The sequence below is a fragment of the Bacteroidota bacterium genome, assembly GCA_035506275.1.
Lineage (GTDB): Bacteria > Bacteroidota > Ignavibacteria > UBA10030 > UBA8401 > JAGVPT01.
The window spans coordinates 205,151-223,024 of sequence record DATJPT010000009.1; the positions used below are offsets into that span (position 1 = coordinate 205,151).

At 53.1% G+C, this 17,874-nt stretch carries 18 protein-coding genes; 15 read left to right on the forward strand and 3 right to left on the reverse strand.

Going from position 1 to position 17,874, the window contains the following annotated elements; genetic code table 11:
• Positions 1-56: 56 nt before the first annotated feature.
• Genes VMF88_08720 through VMF88_08735 form a run of 4 tightly spaced genes read left to right on the forward strand, consistent with a single transcriptional unit; the run spans position 57 to position 4,086 of the window.
• Complete coding sequence (locus tag VMF88_08720) at positions 57-2,252, forward strand: bifunctional (p)ppGpp synthetase/guanosine-3',5'-bis(diphosphate) 3'-pyrophosphohydrolase (GenBank protein ID HTY11143.1); 2,196 nt, start codon at positions 57-59, stop codon at positions 2,250-2,252.
• Positions 2,245-2,679 (forward strand): Holliday junction resolvase RuvX, encoded by a 435-nt coding sequence (gene ruvX, locus VMF88_08725; protein ID HTY11144.1) that lies wholly within the window; start codon positions 2,245-2,247, stop codon positions 2,677-2,679. The genes VMF88_08720 and ruvX overlap by 8 nt, the downstream gene beginning before the upstream one ends.
• A gap of 15 nt (positions 2,680-2,694) precedes the next feature.
• Positions 2,695-3,444 carry a monofunctional biosynthetic peptidoglycan transglycosylase gene (gene mtgA, locus VMF88_08730; protein ID HTY11145.1) on the forward strand — a complete coding sequence of 250 codons (750 nt, stop codon included), beginning with the start codon at positions 2,695-2,697 and terminating at the stop codon, positions 3,442-3,444.
• Positions 3,445-4,086 carry an ATP-binding protein gene (locus VMF88_08735; GenBank protein HTY11146.1) on the forward strand — a complete coding sequence of 214 codons (642 nt, stop codon included), beginning with the start codon at positions 3,445-3,447 and terminating at the stop codon, positions 4,084-4,086.
• A gap of 2 nt (positions 4,087-4,088) precedes the next feature.
• On the opposite strand, the gene VMF88_08740 is transcribed toward VMF88_08735, so the two are convergent.
• On the reverse strand, positions 4,089-4,670 hold the full coding sequence (locus VMF88_08740) for an RNA methyltransferase (GenBank protein HTY11147.1): 582 nt from the start codon (positions 4,668-4,670) through the stop codon (positions 4,089-4,091).
• A gap of 85 nt (positions 4,671-4,755) precedes the next feature.
• Between VMF88_08740 and cmk the strand changes: the two genes are divergently transcribed.
• The 11 genes from cmk to trpB all read left to right on the forward strand — a co-directional run bounded on the left by cmk (position 4,756) and on the right by trpB (position 15,993).
• Positions 4,756-5,427 carry a (d)CMP kinase gene (gene cmk, locus VMF88_08745; protein ID HTY11148.1) on the forward strand — a complete coding sequence of 224 codons (672 nt, stop codon included), beginning with the start codon at positions 4,756-4,758 and terminating at the stop codon, positions 5,425-5,427.
• A gap of 2 nt (positions 5,428-5,429) precedes the next feature.
• The gene (locus tag VMF88_08750; protein HTY11149.1) at positions 5,430-6,314 is read left to right on the forward strand and encodes a 4-hydroxy-3-methylbut-2-enyl diphosphate reductase; all 885 of its coding nucleotides are present in this window, start codon (positions 5,430-5,432) and stop codon (positions 6,312-6,314) included.
• A gap of 139 nt (positions 6,315-6,453) precedes the next feature.
• On the forward strand, positions 6,454-8,202 hold the full coding sequence (rpsA, locus tag VMF88_08755) for a 30S ribosomal protein S1 (protein ID HTY11150.1): 1,749 nt from the start codon (positions 6,454-6,456) through the stop codon (positions 8,200-8,202).
• Positions 8,203-8,268: 66 nt separating this feature from the next.
• Positions 8,269-9,624 (forward strand): tRNA (N(6)-L-threonylcarbamoyladenosine(37)-C(2))-methylthiotransferase MtaB, encoded by a 1,356-nt coding sequence (mtaB, locus tag VMF88_08760; GenBank protein ID HTY11151.1) that lies wholly within the window; start codon positions 8,269-8,271, stop codon positions 9,622-9,624.
• A 96-nt stretch (positions 9,625-9,720) separates the two neighbouring features.
• Positions 9,721-10,467, forward strand: a complete 747-nt coding sequence (locus VMF88_08765; protein HTY11152.1) for a hypothetical protein — start codon at positions 9,721-9,723, stop codon at positions 10,465-10,467.
• Positions 10,468-10,535: 68 nt separating this feature from the next.
• The gene (gene truA / locus VMF88_08770; GenBank protein HTY11153.1) at positions 10,536-11,267 is read left to right on the forward strand and encodes a tRNA pseudouridine(38-40) synthase TruA; all 732 of its coding nucleotides are present in this window, start codon (positions 10,536-10,538) and stop codon (positions 11,265-11,267) included.
• Positions 11,268-11,371: 104 nt separating this feature from the next.
• Positions 11,372-12,379 (forward strand): anthranilate phosphoribosyltransferase, encoded by a 1,008-nt coding sequence (gene trpD, locus VMF88_08775; protein HTY11154.1) that lies wholly within the window; start codon positions 11,372-11,374, stop codon positions 12,377-12,379.
• A 108-nt stretch (positions 12,380-12,487) separates the two neighbouring features.
• Positions 12,488-13,351, forward strand: coding sequence for a hemolysin family protein (locus VMF88_08780; GenBank protein ID HTY11155.1), 864 nt, complete (start codon positions 12,488-12,490; stop codon positions 13,349-13,351).
• Positions 13,344-14,141, forward strand: coding sequence for an indole-3-glycerol phosphate synthase TrpC (gene trpC / locus VMF88_08785; protein HTY11156.1), 798 nt, complete (start codon positions 13,344-13,346; stop codon positions 14,139-14,141). The genes VMF88_08780 and trpC overlap by 8 nt, the downstream gene beginning before the upstream one ends.
• Positions 14,142-14,771 carry a phosphoribosylanthranilate isomerase gene (locus VMF88_08790; GenBank protein HTY11157.1) on the forward strand — a complete coding sequence of 210 codons (630 nt, stop codon included), beginning with the start codon at positions 14,142-14,144 and terminating at the stop codon, positions 14,769-14,771.
• A gap of 13 nt (positions 14,772-14,784) precedes the next feature.
• Positions 14,785-15,993 (forward strand): tryptophan synthase subunit beta, encoded by a 1,209-nt coding sequence (trpB, locus tag VMF88_08795; protein ID HTY11158.1) that lies wholly within the window; start codon positions 14,785-14,787, stop codon positions 15,991-15,993.
• Between the two features lie 26 nt (positions 15,994-16,019).
• On the opposite strand, the gene VMF88_08800 is transcribed toward trpB, so the two are convergent.
• A complete protein-coding gene (locus VMF88_08800; protein HTY11159.1) occupies positions 16,020-16,679 on the reverse strand; it encodes a class I SAM-dependent methyltransferase in 660 nt (219 codons plus the stop codon).
• Positions 16,663-17,871, reverse strand: a complete 1,209-nt coding sequence (locus VMF88_08805; protein ID HTY11160.1) for a glycosyltransferase family 1 protein — start codon at positions 17,869-17,871, stop codon at positions 16,663-16,665. Before VMF88_08805 ends, VMF88_08800 begins: the two co-directional genes overlap by 17 nt.
• Positions 17,872-17,874 lie beyond the last annotated feature (3 nt).

The following is a 17,874-nucleotide window of genomic DNA, read 5'->3' on the forward strand; positions in this document are numbered from 1 at the left end:
GGTTAATCTTTTGAATTTCAGAATGTCTTCTCACAGATCTTGCAGTTTAATTACGAATGGTTCAGCCAAAGTACAAGAAAAAGCTCGATGACCTGCTCGTCATTTGCAGGAAGAATCTTCGCTCGGTGAATGAGGACCTCATCACGCGGGCATTTGAGCTAAGCCTCGAGGCGCACAAGCACGACATCCGTGCGTCGGGCGAACCGTATTTTTACCATCCGTATGAAGTTGCAACTGTGGTGGCAAAAGAAATCGCTCTGGACGATGTATCGGTGGCGTGTGCGCTCCTGCACGACGTGGCCGAGGATACCGACTTTGGCATCAAGGATATCCGTGAAGAATTTGGAGACACGATCGCCGATATCGTGGACGGGACGACGAAGATCACCGATATATTCCGGAGCCACGAGATCACCCAGGCGGAAAGCTACCGCAAGCTCCTTCTCTCCATGGTCAACGACATCCGCGTGATGATCGTGAAGTTCGCCGATCGGCTTCACAACATGCGCACGCTGGAATACCTTCCTCTTGAAAAGCAGCAGCGGCTGGCGAAAGAAACTCTGGACATTTATGCTCCGTTTGCTCACCGGTTCGGCCTGGCAAAAATCAAATGGGAGCTCGAAGACCTGGCATTCAAGCATCTCCACCGAAAGGAGTACGAAGAAATCGTCCATGCCATCAAAGCGAAGCGCCGCGAACGTGAGCATTACATCCGCAAATTCACCGTTCCCATTGAAACCCATCTGAAGGACGGGGGATTCGCTTTCGAGATCGAAGGGCGGCCGAAGCACTTATACAGCATCTACAATAAAATGATGAAGCGGAACAAGCCTCTCGACGAGATTTACGATATGTTCGCCGTTCGCATCATTTTGGATACCACCGACGACAACAAATGCTTCTCCGTTTACGGCATTGTCTCGGAGATCTACAAACCGGTGGCCGAACGATTCAAAAACTATATTTCGATCCCCAAAAAGAACGGCTATCAGTCGCTGCATACCACCGTCATCGGCCCGGAAGGGAAGATGGTCGAAGTACAGATCCGCACAAAAGCGATGCATGAAATTGCCGAACGAGGCGTCGCGGCTCACTGGATGTATAAGGAGAATGTCGCAACGCTCGACAAGGAACTGGAGAACTGGGTGAATTGGGTCCGTGAAATTTTCGACCAGCGCACCGACGATACTCCAAAGGAGCTGATGGAAAGCTTCAAGCTGAATCTGTACCAGGATGAGATCTATGTCTTCACGCCGAAAGGCGACCTCAAGATCCTGCCGAAAGGGGCGACGCCGATCGACTTTGGCTTCGAAATTCACTCGAATGTCGGCTTCCATACGATCGGGGCGAAGGTCAATGGCCGCATCGTCCCGTTGAACACGATCCTTCAGAGCGGCGACCAGGTTGAAATTATCACGTCGAAGAAACAGACGCCCAACGCCGACTGGGAGAAATTTGCCGTTACCCACAAAGCGAAGTCAGCGGTCCGGCATTGGATCAAAGAAGAAGAGCGACGGCATATCGAAGAAGGGAAAGACCTCTGGGAAAAAAAGATCAAGAAGGCCAAGCTCCACGTCAACGACGACGAGCTGACGAAGTTTGTCCACCTCCAGCGGATCAACAACACCCAGGATTTCTACCTCGGGATCACGACACAAGCGGTCGACCCGGACGCCATGATCGGACTGCTGCTTGAAAAGACCAAACGCCCGGCATCCGAACAGGAACAGCTGAAGGAAAACGGTCCGTCGCAGCTCTTCGACCGCTTTGTAAAGAGCGCGAGGAGCATTACAAGCGGCATATCGCTGTTCGGCGCCAACGACAACTTCATGCACAATTACGCCAAGTGCTGCAATCCGATCCCCGGAGACGAGATCGTTGGGTTCATCACGACCGGCGAGGGGTTGAAGATCCACCGCAAAGACTGCAGAAATGTCGCGTCGATGCGTTTGAATGACGAAGAGCGCATCGTCGAAGTTTCGTGGCCCCCCACGGGAGATGCGGATTTTATCGTCGGAGTGAAGCTGTCCGGGCAGGATCGCTCCGGTTTGCTCAACGAGATCACCCACGCCATATCGACGTACAATAATACGAATATTCGGAGCGTCAATATCGCAACGAAGGATTCTCTTTTCGACGGACAGTTCATTCTCTACGTCAAAAACACCGAGCATCTCACCGGTATCGTCGATCGGCTGAAGCGGCTGAAGGGGATCACAAAAGTCGAGCGGTTTGAAGAGACCAATGGATAAAAGAATCCTCGGGATCGATTACGGCAGCGCAAGAATTGGCATTGCGGTGAGCGATCCTCTAAGAATTATCGCACAGAGCGTCGGGACGTACGCGAATAAACCGTCGGTGATTCAATCCATTGCATCGCTGGTGACAGCATACGACGTCGGCATCATCGTCGTCGGTATGCCGTATACGTTGAAAGGCGAGAAGGGGGTGAAAGCCGGTGAAGTCGATCGATTTATTCGAACGCTTAAGGAAAAAATCGCGGTTGAAGTTGTTACGCTGGATGAACGTTTTACGACGTCAATAGCGAAGCAGACGTTGATTCAAATGGGTACGACGAAAAAGCAGCGGCGGACCGACAAAGGGAAAATCGACGCCATGGCATCGGCGATCATCCTCCAGAGCTTTCTCGACCAGACCAAACATTCTATCGGCTGTTAAAGGGATCGTTGCGGCGTGAAGTTTGTTCAGATTCGAAGATCATTCTTTGAGAACCTCGGCTCCGTCACAGCATGGTGCCGCCGTCATCCGGCGCAAAGCGTGGTGTACGGGATCGGTCTCTTTTTCTCGTTGGAATATCTCTCCCTCCCGAACAACAGCCTGCAAAAGCTTGAAACATCGAACCCGCAAAGGACCGCGCTGATGAGGCAACGCGAAGAAGAAGCCGCGAAAGCGGGAAAGCCGTTTCATGTGCAGCAGACCTGGGTTCCGCTCAATCGTATCTCTCCGAACATTGCCCATGCTGTGATCGTGTCCGAGGACGGAACGTTTTACGAGAACGGCGGAGTCGATTGGTATGAAGTTGAAGAGTCGATCGAAAAGAACCTCGAAGAAGGCCGGGCAGCCCGCGGGGCGAGTACCATTTCACAGCAGCTTGCGAAGAACCTCTTCCTTTCAACGTCGAAGAACCCGTTGCGCAAGCTACAAGAGCTGATCATTACGCTCCGTATGGAGAGGCTCCTTTCCAAAGAACGGATCCTCGAGATCTACTTGAACATCGTCGAGTGGGGCAACGGCATTTTCGGCGTTGAAGCCGCCGCAAGAAAATATTTTGGAAAGCCGGCCGCGGATCTGTCGCGCGAGGAAGCAGCCAGGCTGGCAGCGGTGATCCCAAGTCCGCTGCGCCATCAACCTACTCAATCATCCGCATACGTTGAAAAGCGGGCATCACTCATACTGGAGCGAATGACAGCGCGAGGATACTAAATGCAGGCACACGATATCAAGGAAATGATCGAAGGAGGGGAAGGCGCCCAGGTGGAGTTCAAGCGGAAAATCTCATCCGCGGAGAAAATTGCCCGCGCGTTGATCGCTTTTGCGAACACAAAGGGGGGAACCATCCTGTTCGGCGTCGATGATGACGGTTCCATCGTTGGCGTCGAAAGCGAAAAAACCGAGCTCGACCTCATCGACCTGGCCGGCAATCAGTATTGCGACCCTCCGATCGCGCCGGCGATCGCGATCGTCCCGTTCAACAGCAAGGACGTCATTGCCGCCTCGGTGGAGGAGAGCGACGACAAGCCTCATTACTTTCTCAGCCGCGAAGACGGCGAAGAAAACAAAGTCTTCATCCGCGTCAATGATAAGACCGTTCTCGCCAGCAGAGAGGTGATCAAAGTGTTGCGTGATGAAAGGAGCGACCGGGAGCCGCTGAAAATCTCAATCGGGGGCAACGAGAGGCGCCTGTTCGAATACCTCGAGACAAGCGAACGTATTACGGTAAAAGAGTACGCACATTTGATCAACGTGTCGGACAGGAGGGCGTCGCGAATTCTGACGACGCTCGTCCGGGCGGGCGTTGTCAGAATTCACACGCTGGAGAAAGCAGACTTCTTTACTCTTGCGTAACGTCATGCATCCGGCGTCAGAATTCGGACGCAGTCGTACACGACGATGCCGAACGCGACGGCGACGTTGAGGGATTGCTTGTTGCCGAACATCGGGATTTCGACGGCCATGTCCGCTTCCTGCATGATCTCGTTTGAGACGCCGGTGATTTCGTTGCCCACGACGAGACACAGCGGAAAATCTTTCTTCGTCAACTTGAAATAGGGCTTGCTTTCCGCTGCCAGTTCGAGGGCGCAGATTTTTACTCCCTCATTCTTCAGCCGGTGAATGATCTCCACGGGATTCTTGCGGAACTCCCAAGGAACGGTCTCCGTCGCTCCGAGGGCGGTCTTGTCGATCTCTTTTCTTGGTGGGGACGGAGTGAAGCCGGCGAGGAAAAGTCTCTGAACCAATGCGCCGTCGGAGCTTCGAAAAATGGAGCCGACGTTGTATAAGCTTCGGACGTTCTCGGCCATCGCATAGATCGGCAAGCGAGGACGGGCGGAAATTCTCTCGAGAGGAGTCCGTTTCAACGCAATCTCTTCGTGCGTCAGTTTTCTCATGATGACGACAAAGTAAACGGGAAAACCTTTTGAATCAAGCAATTTCCACGCCATTTTTGGGGCAAAAATTAGTTGCCTCCGTTTTAGAAAAGAAGTATATTTCATACTCATACAGAATTCTGGAAATTTGAAGCCCCTCATTATTGCCATCGACGGGCCGGCAGCTTCCGGCAAAAGCACGACGGCGAAGCTTGTCGCAGCGAAGCTCGGATATTTGCATGTCGATACCGGGGCAATGTATCGCGCGATGACGCTGAAGGTGATCGAAGCGGGAATCGACCCCGATAACGCCGCAAAGATCTCTGCCTTGGCAGCATCGACCAGAATTCGGCTCGTCTCTGTGGACGGCGCGTACAGAGTTGAACTCGACGGCGTTGATGTCACCGAGAAGATCAGATCGGCCGAAGTCACGAAGGCCGTCAGCGCGGTGAGCATGGTCCCCGAGGTTCGCCAGTTGATGGTGCACGAACAGCGGGAAATGGGAAAGCGGGGGGCGATCGTTCTTGAAGGAAGGGATATCGGAAGCGTCGTATTTCCGAAGGCTGACGTGAAAATTTACATGGTCGCGCAGCCGCGTGAGCGGGCGGTCCGGCGCAGCAAGGAATTGGCGGCAAAGGGAATTACAAAAGAAGTCGACGAGCTGGAACGAGAGATCGCGGAACGGGACAACAAGGACTCCAGCAGGGCGATCAGCCCGCTGACGAAGGCTTCCGATGCGGTCACGCTCGATACGACCACCCTCAGCATAGAGGAACAAGTAGAATTCATCGTGCAGAAGGCAAAGGAGAAATTGCGTTGAAAGTGACGGTGGACCAGAATTCAGGGTTTTGCTGGGGCGTTGTCCGAACGATCGAAATCGCAGAGCAGGAATTGCAGGAATCGAAAAAGCTCTACTCGCTGGGCGACATCATTCACAATCCGGTCGAGATCGAACGGCTTGAGGAACAAGGACTTTCGACGATCACGCTCGGCGATCTGCACAACGTCAAAGATGCGAAGGTCCTGATCCGGGCGCATGGAGAGCCGCCGGAGACGTTCCGGCGGGCGAAGGAGCTTGGCATTGAGTTGATCGACGCGACATGCCCCGTCGTAACCAAAGTGCAGGAACGCATCAGGAAGTTCTACGATAACGGCTACCAGATCGTCATTTTCGGCAAAAAAGACCATGCTGAAGTGATCGGTCTGGTGGGCCATACAAACGGCACCGCTATTGTCATAAAATCGATCCCAGAGATCGATACGATCGACCTGACGAAAAAGACCGTTCTCTTTTCACAGACGACGATGGACAAGGCGACCTTTTACCGCATACGGGATGAGATCAGATCGCGGATCAAAGCCGAGTTCGAGGTCGGCACGTTTGAAGAAATGGCGATCGATTTCCATGCAAAAGATACGATATGCGGACAGGTTTCGGGACGCGACAAGAAACTCCGTGAATTCTCCCGTGCAAACGACGTGATGATCTTTGTCGCGGGAAGAAAGAGTTCGAACGGAAAGGTACTCTACGAAATAGCGAAAGAAGAGAATCCCAAAACGTATTTCGTGGAGGACGAGAAGGAATTGCAGCCGGAATGGTTCAGCGGCGCCGAGACCGTCGGCATCAGCGGCGCAACCTCGACTCCGCAATGGCTGATGGAGCGGGTAAAAGTTTCCGTGGAAGCAATGGTTCCGGTACCGTCATGATTTTACAAAGTCATCTTAATTACAGTATTCATTCACTTACCTAAGTCACTTGTCGGTGCATTAAGCGCGAATCCGATGACTGTTCGTCGCAGATGCTCCCTCAAGGAGTTCTCAGCAGTGAGGATGTAAAGGAGTTGTAATGTCCAAAGGAATAAACGCAGCACCCCCCGTCTTCGAAGAAGAAAAAGGATACACGGAGTCGGAATTCAAGGAATTAGCGGCGATCTACGAAAAGACGCTCGGCAAGATCTCGCAAGGCGAGATCGTCAAAGGCCGAGTTGTTCATATCGGAGATAATGAAGTCGCGCTCGACATCGGGTTCAAGTCCGAAGGGACCGTGCCGGTGAACGAGTTCCCCAACATCAACGACGTGAAGATCGGCGACGAGGTCGAAGTCTTCCTCGAGAGCATCGAGGACAAGGACGGACAGCTCGTCCTCTCACGGAAGCGCGCTGATTTCATGCGCATCTGGGAGCGCGTGACCCGTTCGTTCGAGAGCGGCGAAGTGCTCAAAGGACGCTGCCTTCGCAGGATCAAAGGGGGCATCGTTGTCGACCTCATGGGAATCGACGCGTTCCTTCCCGGTTCGCAGATCGACGTTCGTCCCATCCGTGATTTCGACGCGCTGATCGGAAAAGAAATGGATTTCCGCGTGGTGAAGATCAACCACCCGTCGGAGAACGTCGTTGTCAGCCATAAGATCCTTGTCGAAGAGGAAATGGCCGACCAGCGGAAAGCGATTCTCAGCAGCCTCGAGAAAGGGCAGATCCTGGAAGGGTCCGTCAAAGCGATCTCCGACTTTGGAGTGTTCATCGACCTGGGCGGAGTCGACGGGCTTGTCCATATTACCGATCTCTCGTGGGGCCGGGTCAACCATCCTTCGGAGATCGTGAAGCTCGACCAGACCATCAACGTCGTCGTGCTCGATTTCGACGAGGAGAAGAAACGCATCTCTCTCGGATACAAGCAGCTTCAGCCGCATCCGTGGGAGAACATCCAGAACAAATACCCGGTCGGGACGAAGGTCAACGGCAAAGTCGTTTCGCTCACCGATTACGGCGCATTCATCGAGATCGAAAAGGGCATCGAAGGCCTTATTCATATCTCCGAGATGAGCTGGACACAGCATGTCAAGCATCCGTCCCAGATCGTTTCGATGGGACAGATGATCGATGCCATAATTTTGTCGCTTGATAAGGACAACAAGAAGATTTCGCTCGGCATCAAACAGCTTGAACCGGACCCGTGGCTTTCGCTCCTCCAAAAATACCCTGTCGGTTCGAAACATACCGGCGTCGTCCGCAACCTGACGAACTTCGGAGTCTTTGTTGAGCTGGAACAGGGCGTGGACGGTTTGATCCACATCTCCGACTTGTCGTGGACAAAGAAAATTCGCCATCCCGGAGAGGTCGTCAAGAAAGGCGATTCCATCGATGTGGTCATCCTCGGCGTCGACGTCGATCAACGGAGAATTTCGCTCGGCCATAAACAGCTGAACGACAATCCGTGGGAGACGTTCTCTACTTCCTACAAAGTCGGGACAGAAGTCGAGGGGAAGGTCGTCCGCATCATCGAGAAGGGGGTCATCGTTGAACTCCCGCTCGGCGTCGACGGATTTGTTCCCTTATCGCAGCTCTCGCAGACTTCGATCAAGAATATTGCCGAAGCATTCCAAATAGGCGATACGCTGCCGTTGACGGTGATCGAATTCGACCGCGACAGCAAGAAGATCGTCCTTTCGGTCGTGGAATATCTGCGTGGGAAGGAACAGAAGCTTGTCGATGAGTATGTTTCGAAGCACAAGCTTCCTCCGATCACGCTGAAGGATGCAATACCTGTTTCGCCGTCTCCCGACGAACGGGCCGCTGCCGAAGCGTCGCTCCACTGACAATCGGTGCTGATGGTTTGAAGAGTCCCGACACCGGGACTCTTTTTTTATACGTCCTTTTTTTGAATGAAGAAAGTTTCTTTTCATACGCTAGGATGCAAGCTCAACTACGCTGAAACGGCGAGCCTCGAGAAGCAATTCGCCGACCGCGGCTTCATGATCGTTCCGTTCAGTGAGAGGTCGGACGTCTGCGTCATCAATACATGCAGCGTTACGGAACGGGCGGACCGGGAATGCCGTCAGCTCGTCCGCCGGGCAGGGCGCACCTCTCCCGATGCATTCATTGCCGTCATCGGCTGTTACGCGCAGCTCCAGCCGGAGCATGTCGCTTCGATCGACGGCGTTGACGTTGTCCTCGGCGCGAGCGAGAAGTTCCATCTCTTCGATTATGCGGAAGGCTTCGAAAAGTTCGAATCCCCGCGCGTCTTCGTTTCCCCGATCGGCGCCGCATCGGATTTTGGACCGGCCTATTCCGGCGGCGCCGACGACCGGACAAGGGCATTCCTCAAGATCCAGGATGGATGCGATTTTAACTGTTCGTTTTGTACGATTCCGTTGGCGAGGGGAAAAAGCAGGAGCCAATCGGTCGAAGACTGTGTTCTGCAGGCGGTTCATCTGGTCGATCAGGGATACCGGGAAATTGTTCTCACCGGGGTCAACGTCGGAGATTTCGGCAAGCACGACGCCACCTCGCTCATCGCATTGCTGCGGCGGTTGGAAACGATCGATGGTCTCGAAAGGATCCGCATAAGTTCAGTGGAGCCGAATCTCTTGACGGACGAGCTTCTCGACTTCTGGGTCTCGTCGGAAAAGGTTTGCAATCATTTTCACATCCCTCTTCAAAGCGGCAGCGACGAGATTCTGAAACGAATGCGGCGCCGGTATACAAGCTCCGATTACCGGTCGCTTGTCAGCTCCATTAAAACGAAAGCGCCGGATGCCGGGATCGGGGTCGATGTCATCGTCGGATTTCCGGGCGAGACGGATGAATTGTTCAGGAAGTCGTTCGACGTTCTCCATGAACTTCCCGTAAGCTATCTTCATGTGTTCACCTATTCTGAGCGCCCGAATACTCCCTCCCTGGAACTCGACGGACGCGTGGAACCGCGTGTGAGATTCAGGCGGAGCGAGATGGTGAGGATCTTGAGCGGGCAGAAACGTCAGTCGTTTTATCTGTCTCAACTCGATTCAACACAAAAGGTCCTGATAGAAAGTTCAATCGAAAAGGGAATGCTTTCCGGATACACGGAAAATTATATCCGTGTCTCGGTGCCGTATCAACCTTCGCTGGAAAATTCCATCGCAGAGGTTGTTTTGAAAGAGCGCACGCCGGAAGGTTGCAGCGGAGAAGTCAAGAGCCTCGAACCAGCGGCGAAGCGAATCCCCGTTGAGCCCCATTCAGCGCGGGCTTTTGCGCGATAATTCACGGACAACGATCGGAGGAACTGCAATACTTGGTACTAGTGAAAGCTTTCTGACCATACCATACTTCACTTTAGTACTTCTAAAGAGGGCACCGTGAAATCTCTCATCATTCTCGCTGTTTCCGTGATCGCGTTGGGGTCTGCATCGCTTGGACAGATTCCCGTACCGCCGCTTCGCTATACGCTGTCGACAAATCCAGGGGGGGAAATATCGCCGTTGTCTTCGCCGGTTGACAACACGCCAGGGTTCAAAAAGAAAAGCCAGGCCGTGGCAGTCCTGTATTCATTGATCCTGCCCGGAATGGGGGAATGGTATGCTGACGGGTTCAGCAGCGGGAGATATTCTCTTACTGCGGAAGCAGCCCTGTGGCTGACGTACGCATCGTTTGAACAATACGGCAGCTGGTTTCAAAGCGATGCGCGTCAGTACGCGGCAGCTCATTCGGGTGCACTTCTGGGAGGGAAGAACGACCAGTTTTTTGTCAACATGGGGAACTTCGATAACGTCTATCAATACAACGACCAGAAGCTTCGGGAACGCGACCTGGTTGATGTGTATGACCCTGCGTCCGGATACTTTTGGAGCTGGGACACCGATGCCGACCGGCTGCATTTCAGGTCGATGCGCGTGTCGGGGGATAAGATCTTTAATAACGCGAAGTTCGTGCTGGGAGCCGTGCTTTTGAATCATATCGTCAGCGCGGTGAACGCTGCGCGGCTCGTCAGGCATTACAACAAAAATGCCGTTGAGGGACTCGGCTCCTGGCAGTTGGAGCCGAATCTGAACGGCGAGACCGGTCAGATAGACGGGATGCGGTTGACGTATACTCAACGATTTTAGGCCGAGAGTACTTTCATCAACGATCGCAAGCCCCGAAAGAACCGGGGCTTTTTTTATGCGAGGAAGCTGTGCGGAACATTAAAGTAGTCCTCGAGTATGACGGGACCGATTTTGTTGGATGGCAGCGTCAGGCCAACGGACGCTCTGTCCAGGAAGAGATCGAGACCGTCCTTCGCCTGATCACCGATGAGTTTGTGACAGTGACCGGTGCCGGAAGAACGGACGCCGGCGTCCACGCCCGTGGGCAAGCGGCCAATTTTAAGATTGAGTCGTCGATATCGTTGAACGATCTGCAACGGGCGCTCAACAGCCTTCTGCCCGACGAGATCATTGTCCATTCCGCCGAAGAAGTACCGGAAAAGTTCTCGGCGCGGTACAGCGCGCGCGAACGCTTCTACCGTTATTTCATCGTACAGAAGCCGACAGCTATTGAGCGAAACTATTGCTGGCAGCTTTTTTATCCACTGGACGTCGATCGATTGAATGATGCTGCCGCTCTCGTCCGGACAACAAAAGACTTTCAGTCGTTTTGCAAAGCAAACTCGGGTGTCGATAATTACGAATGCAATATCATGAGCGCCGGCTGGAGCACACCATCACCGAAGCAGCTCGTGTTCTCGATCCGTGCGAATAGGTTCTTATACGGGATGGTTCGCGCGCTTGTCGGGACGATGGTCGATGTCGGGAGAGAATATATTTCGGTTGAAGAATTCCGGAAGATCATCGAAGCAAAAGACAGGCGCGAGGCTGGCATGGCTGCTCCTCCCCAGGGACTCTTCCTGGAAGAGGTTGTGTACTGACATGCAGCCTGTATGGTCGTTCAATTTTTACCATTTGAACGATTCGGCCAAGCATCAATTTCGATAAATTGATTATCTAGCGCACATACGTTACATTGTCACAAATGGTACGAGAATCGATCCATAAATTGGTTTCAAAAAAGGACCTGACGCGTGAGGAATCCTACGATGCGATGTCGGAGATCATGTCGGGGAATGCGTCGGAGCTGTTGATAGCCTCCTTTTTGACCGCGCTCAGGATGAAGGGGGAAGCAGTAGCGGAGATCGCAGGATGCGCCCAGGCGATGCGGGAGAAGGCGACAAGGATCGAAACGAAGCATCCCTCGGTCATCGATACATGCGGGACGGGAGGGGACGCGCTCGGGACATTTAATATCTCCACCGCCGCGGCCATTGTTGCGTGCGGCGCCGGTGCGGTCGTTGCAAAACACGGCAATCGCGCAATTTCGAGTAAATGCGGCAGCGCCGACGTTCTGAAGGCTCTCGGCGTGAACATTGAAATTCCAAAAGAGAAGGTGGAAGAGTGTCTTGACAAGGTAGGAATTGCATTTCTCTTCGCTCCGCTGATGCATGGCGCGATGAAATACGCGGCGCCGGTCAGAAAGGAACTTGGCATGCGGACAGTCTTCAACCTCTTAGGCCCCCTTACAAATCCGGCCGGCGCACGGCGGCAACTCATGGGAGTTTTCGATGGCCGGCTAACGGAGCTTCTCGCCCGCGTCCTCCTAGATCTAGGGACTGAACGAGCGATGGTCGTCCATGGCGAAGGAGGGTTGGACGAGATTTCCACGTTCGGCAGGACCATTATAAGCGAAATAAAAGATGGAACCGTTTCGACGTACGAGTTCGATCATTCTTCCGTGGGAATTCCGTCGGGCACACTTGACGACATCGTCGGCGGGGACGCTGAATTCAACGCACGCATCGTTAATGACATACTTAAAGGGAAAAAAAATGCGCAGCGGAATATTACGCTCCTGAATGCAGGGGCAGCTATCTATATTGCGGGGAAAGCCTCGACCTTTGCCGAAGGGGTGAAATTAGCGGAAGAATCCATTGATTCCGGGAGGGCAAAAAAGAAGCTGGAAGAGCTGGTCAACCAGACTAATTAAGATCATGTGCTCCACGTCAGAATATACAATTTCGGAACGTAACCCTCTCTCCGCGATTCTCAAAGGGGTTCGCCGCACTTCGGGAAGCAAATGAAAAAGGATGAGAACATGAATGACGGCTCAAAGCCGCATCCTTTTTTAAGCTCGTTTATCGCGCGCCTGCTGAGCGCTTCAAAAAAGAAACGCCAGAAATATTCCGAGGACGACGTCAAACAGCTTTTAGAGGAGGGGAAGAAAAGCGGCGTCATCGATACCACCGAGCGCGAGCTGATCGAGAGCGTTCTTGAATTCACCGACACGACAGTGAAGGAGATCATGGTTCCGCGGACCGACGTTGTGGCCGTCGAACTTTCGGTCGACCGGGACAAGCTCATCCGTGTGGTCATCGATGAAGGGTATTCGAGGGTGCCGGTCTTTCAAGGGACCATCGATAATATTGTAGGGATCGTTTACACCAAAGACCTCCTGAGCATGTTCGAACACCGGGATGTCATTCTCCTTCAGGACATTATTCGTCCTCCGTATTTTGTCCCGGAGACGAAAAAGATCAGCGTCCTGATGCGCGAGCTGCAGACGAAGAAACAGCACATGGCGATCGTGATCGACGAATTCGGGGGCACAGAAGGAATCATTACGATGGAGGACATCCTGGAAGAGATCGTCGGGGAGATCCGGGACGAGTATGACGAGGACCACCGCGACGTTGAGACGAATATCGACGGTTCGGTTATTGTGAACGCCGGCATGAGCATCCACGACTTCAACGAGCGGTTTCATTCTTCGATTCCGGACGACGCCGATTACGAAACGATCAGCGGATTCCTCCATAAACAGACGGGAAGAATCCCTGAGTTGCTCGAAGAGATCCCGTTTGAGAATCTCAGTTTCGTTGTGGTTAAAAAGAATGAGCGCCGTATCCGGCAGGTCAAAGTGAAAACGATCATCAGCCCGGCGAAAGAGGAGCATGAATAAATTAAAGGAAATACTCGAGACCAAGCGGGTCGAAGTTGCCGCGAAGAAGACCAAGGCGCCCCTTCTTGCCCTCGTTGAGCAGTTGGAAAGCCTTCCTCCGACAAGGGGCTTCATGGATGCGATCCGGTCGCGCGAGGTCGATGAGCTCGCCTGCATCGCTGAGATCAAAAAGGCCTCACCGTCCAAGGGGGTGATCGCGAAGAATTTCCGGCCGGAGAAGATCGCGCGCGAATACCAGGTCGGAGGGGCAAAAGCGCTTTCGGTATTGACGGATGAAAAATATTTTCTGGGCTCTGATTCCTACGTCGGCGCCGTCAAGCAGCATGTCGTCCTGCCGGTGCTTCGCAAGGATTTTATCGTCGATGAATATCAGGTGTACGAGTCGCGCGTCATTGGGGCCGATGCGATCCTGCTTATCGTTGCCGCACTCAAGGAGTCGGAGCTGGTAAAATTCATGAGCATTGCGCGCGACCTCGATCTTGAGTGCCTTGTTGAATGTCATACCAAAAATGAGATCGACCGGGCGGTGCAATGCGGTGCGCTCATGATCGGCATCAACAACAGGGACCTTCAGACATTCGAGGTGAATGTTGAAACGTCGCTGATGCTGAAGCGCTTTATCCCTAACTCGACCGTGGCGGTGAGCGAAAGCGGCATTCGAAACCCGCATCATCTTGATCAGCTCCGGCAGGCCGGGTTTGACGCGATCCTCGTCGGAGAGCATTTGATGTCGCAGCAGAACCGGACAAAAGCTCTGCGCGATTTGTTTCAGGTCCCGGCGGCCGGTTAGATGAGCCCCCTGTTCATAAAAATCTGCGGCATTACGACCCTCGATGACGCTCGTGCAGCAGTTAAGGGCGGCGCCGATGCTCTCGGTTTTAATTTTTACCCTGCGAGCAAACGTTACATCGCGCCGGGCCGCGCCGCTGAGATTATCAAGGAGATGCCCGCGGAAGTTTCCCGCGTAGGCGTATTTGTGGATCCCAGCAAAGAGTATGTGACGGCGGCCATTCAGGAGACTGGCATCAATGTTCTTCAGTTTTCCGGAAATGAAGCTCCTCTCGATGTTTCAGGGTTCGGCCTTCCGGTTATAAAAGCTATTCATATCGCAGGGATGAGGTCGATCGAAGAAATGAAGTTGTATGCCGTCGACAGCTATTTGCTGGATGCGTTCAGCAGCAGCGAGTTCGGCGGAACGGGGCAAAGATTTGATTGGGCGATTGCCGAGCGGGCAAAACAATTCGGCAGGATCATTGTAGCCGGCGGCTTGACTCCCGAGAATGTTATGGATGCTGTTCGAAAAGTGAGACCATACGGGGTGGACGTCAGCAGCGGTGTTGAAATCCGTCCCGGCGTTAAGGATCATCAGAAAATGATAGACTTTATTCGTCAAGCGCGTGAGGCGCATTCCTTAGGTTAAAGTCATGCAGAGTATGCAGAAGGTCAAATATCCGGAAAGTCTTCCCGACGGCAAGGGGCACTTCGGCGTCTACGGCGGCCGATACATCCCGGAAACATTGCTGCCCGCAGTCGAAGAATTGACCTCCCGCTATCTTCAGCTTCGCAGCGATGGGAATTTTCAAAAAGAATTTCGTTACTATTTAAAACACTTTGTGGGAAGAGAGACCCCGCTTTATTTTGCGGAACGTTTAACTTCTCATGCTGGCGGGGCGAAGATCTATCTCAAGCGGGAGGACTTGTGCCACACCGGAGCCCATAAAATCAATAATACCATCGGCCAGGTTCTGATCGCCAAGCGAATGGGGAAGAAGAGAATTATTGCGGAGACCGGCGCCGGCCAACACGGGGTGGCCACGGCGACCGTCTGTGCATTGTTTGGACTGGAGTGCATCGTCTATATGGGGGAGGAGGATATGGAGCGGCAGGCGCCCAACGTGGCCCGGATGAAATTGCTCGGCGCTGAGGTGCGGCCGGTCTCTTCGGGGAGCAGGACATTGAAGGATGCAACGAGCGAGGCGATCCGTGATTGGGTGACGAACGTCGAAACGACGTTCTACATTATCGGCTCGGTCGTCGGAATGCATCCGTATCCGATGATGGTGCGTGATTTTCAATCGGTGATCGGCGAAGAGACCCGGCGCCAGATCGTTGAAGCAGAAGGTAAACTCCCCGAAGCCATCGTTGCATGTGTCGGCGGGGGAAGCAACTCGATGGGCATGTTTTATCCTTTTTTGAACGACGTCCCCGCCGTTAAACTCATCGGCGTTGAAGCGGCCGGGCTTGGGCTGGAGAGCGGAAAACATGCCGCGGCGCTTGCGAAAGGGAAACAGGGAGTGCTGCACGGAGCGATGCAATACTTGCTGCAGGATGAGGATGGCCAGGTGCAACTCGCCCACTCGATCTCGGCCGGCTTGGATTATCCGGGAGTGGGCCCGGAGCATTGCTATTTGAAGGACAATAACCTGGTCGAGTATGTTTCAATCACGGACAAAGAAGCGCTCGATGCGATGGTTCTTCTTTCCCGTATCGAGGGAATCATCCCGGCGTTGGAGTCCGCACACGCCGTGGCGCACGCCGTAAAAGCTGCTCCGGCGATGGGAAAAAAAGAAACGCTTATTGTGAACCTCTCGGGGCGGGGGGATAAAGATATGAGCACGGTAATGAACGCGATGAAGCTGTGACCTGAATTCTTGCTTCCGTACGGCTGCTACAGTTTTTCTGCTACGATAAAAATATCTCCTTTTCCGAAATGCCTTCCCAGCGTCAGTTTCTTCCAGGTATACCACAATACTTTCACAACAGCACGCGGGCCGATCTTTGTGCGTAATGTATGCCCCGTGTCTTTATCGTAGCCGGATGCTGATACGTTAAGTCCTGCATGCCCGAGGAGTTTTTCGAGCAGAGGGATCGGGTAAGGTCTGACATGGGTGGTATCGAGCCAAAAAGTCTCCAGAGCGACGTCAAGCTGAAGGAAATTCGGCGTAAGAATGACAATGCGTCCCCCTTTGCGTAAAGAGCGCGCAGCAAATTCAAAGAGCTGCATCACGGTCTTTGGTGCCATGTGTTCGATAATGTGGCTCAGCATCACGCCGTCAAATTGTTGGCGGGTTGTCTTTAGGAACTGCAACGCATCCTTCTCGAAAACGGTAAGCTTTTTCCCCTTGCATGCCATGATCGATTGATGGAATGTATCGATGCCGACTGCTTCGACGCCGCGTTCTTTGAGAAGTTCCATAAAGACACCGGTGCCGCAGCCAACGTCCAGCACAACCTGTCCGGGGGAGAACAGCTCCGCATATTTCTTTTGATAGGCACGGGAAAACTCGCTTCCCGCCATGAACTGACTTGGATTAAATTCCTTTGCCATCGGAGCCTTTACCTTGTCGGTGAATGATGGTGCGATAGATATCAATTGTTTTTTGGGCGGTTTCTTCCCAGGAAAATTGTTTTGCCTGAATTTTTCCCTTTGCCCTCATTTTCGAGACGAGGGAACTATTCGCTTCCAGCGCAAGCATGCCGCTGGCAAGCGAGTGCGGGTCGGCAACATCAACATACAGAGGCGCATCCCCGCCGACCTCGGGAATCGATGAATTGCGCGAAGCGATAACCGGTGTCCCCGCAGCCATTGCCTCGGCGACGGGGAGGCCAAACCCTTCATAGAGCGAAGGAAAAATGAAATATTGAGCTCCCGCATAGAGCGCCGGCAGACTCTCTTCGGGGACGTACCCGGTCAGGCGCACGCGATCCTGGATCCCGAGAGAGCGCAATGCGTGAAGAAGCTTCGGATATTCCCGCTGATCTGATATCTGCCCGACGAGTGCTAAGTTCGGATAATCGGGTTTTTGCCGGCAGACCATTGCCAGCGCTTCGAGAAGCGTAAAAACGTTCTTCCTCGGGTCGATGCCTCCGATATAAAGGCAATACGGCTGATCCAGTCCAAATCGGCTCCTGGCATTCTGTATCTGTTTCAGGGAATATTTTTGAAAATATTTCTCATCCACGCCAAGATATGTCACGTAGATCGAATCCGCAGGGACGCCGAAATGCTTTATGATATCCTTTTTTGAATGTTCCGAGATGGTGACGACCGCGGCCGAATAACGGACAACCCGGCGGGACCATGAGCGGACAAATGCCTGCTTCAATTGCTTCACCGGTCCGTATAATTGCTTCATCGAAATTGTGATGGTGTCGAGAATAGAAACACAGACCGGCCCTGGCGGGGAAAAAGGGGCATCGTCCTGAGTCGCAAAATGGCAAAGATCGAATGACTCCTTTGAGAGTAGCTTCGAGAGCGAAACCTGCGCCGCGAAATATTGCATCTGATAAAAATCTATTCCCGGCGTTTTGTGGTACATAAATTGTACCGGCAGACCGCCGATCTGAGGATCGATGGGTTTAGAACTATCGAGCAGGTATGTGAACTCGACCTCGTCCGTCAAAACGGGAAGGCGCGACAAAAGGTTGTGAACATAGGTACCAATTCCCCGGATCTTATGCTGTTTGTAGCCTTCCTGGGTCCCACGCGCATCGACAAGGATCCGATACTTCTTTTTCATACG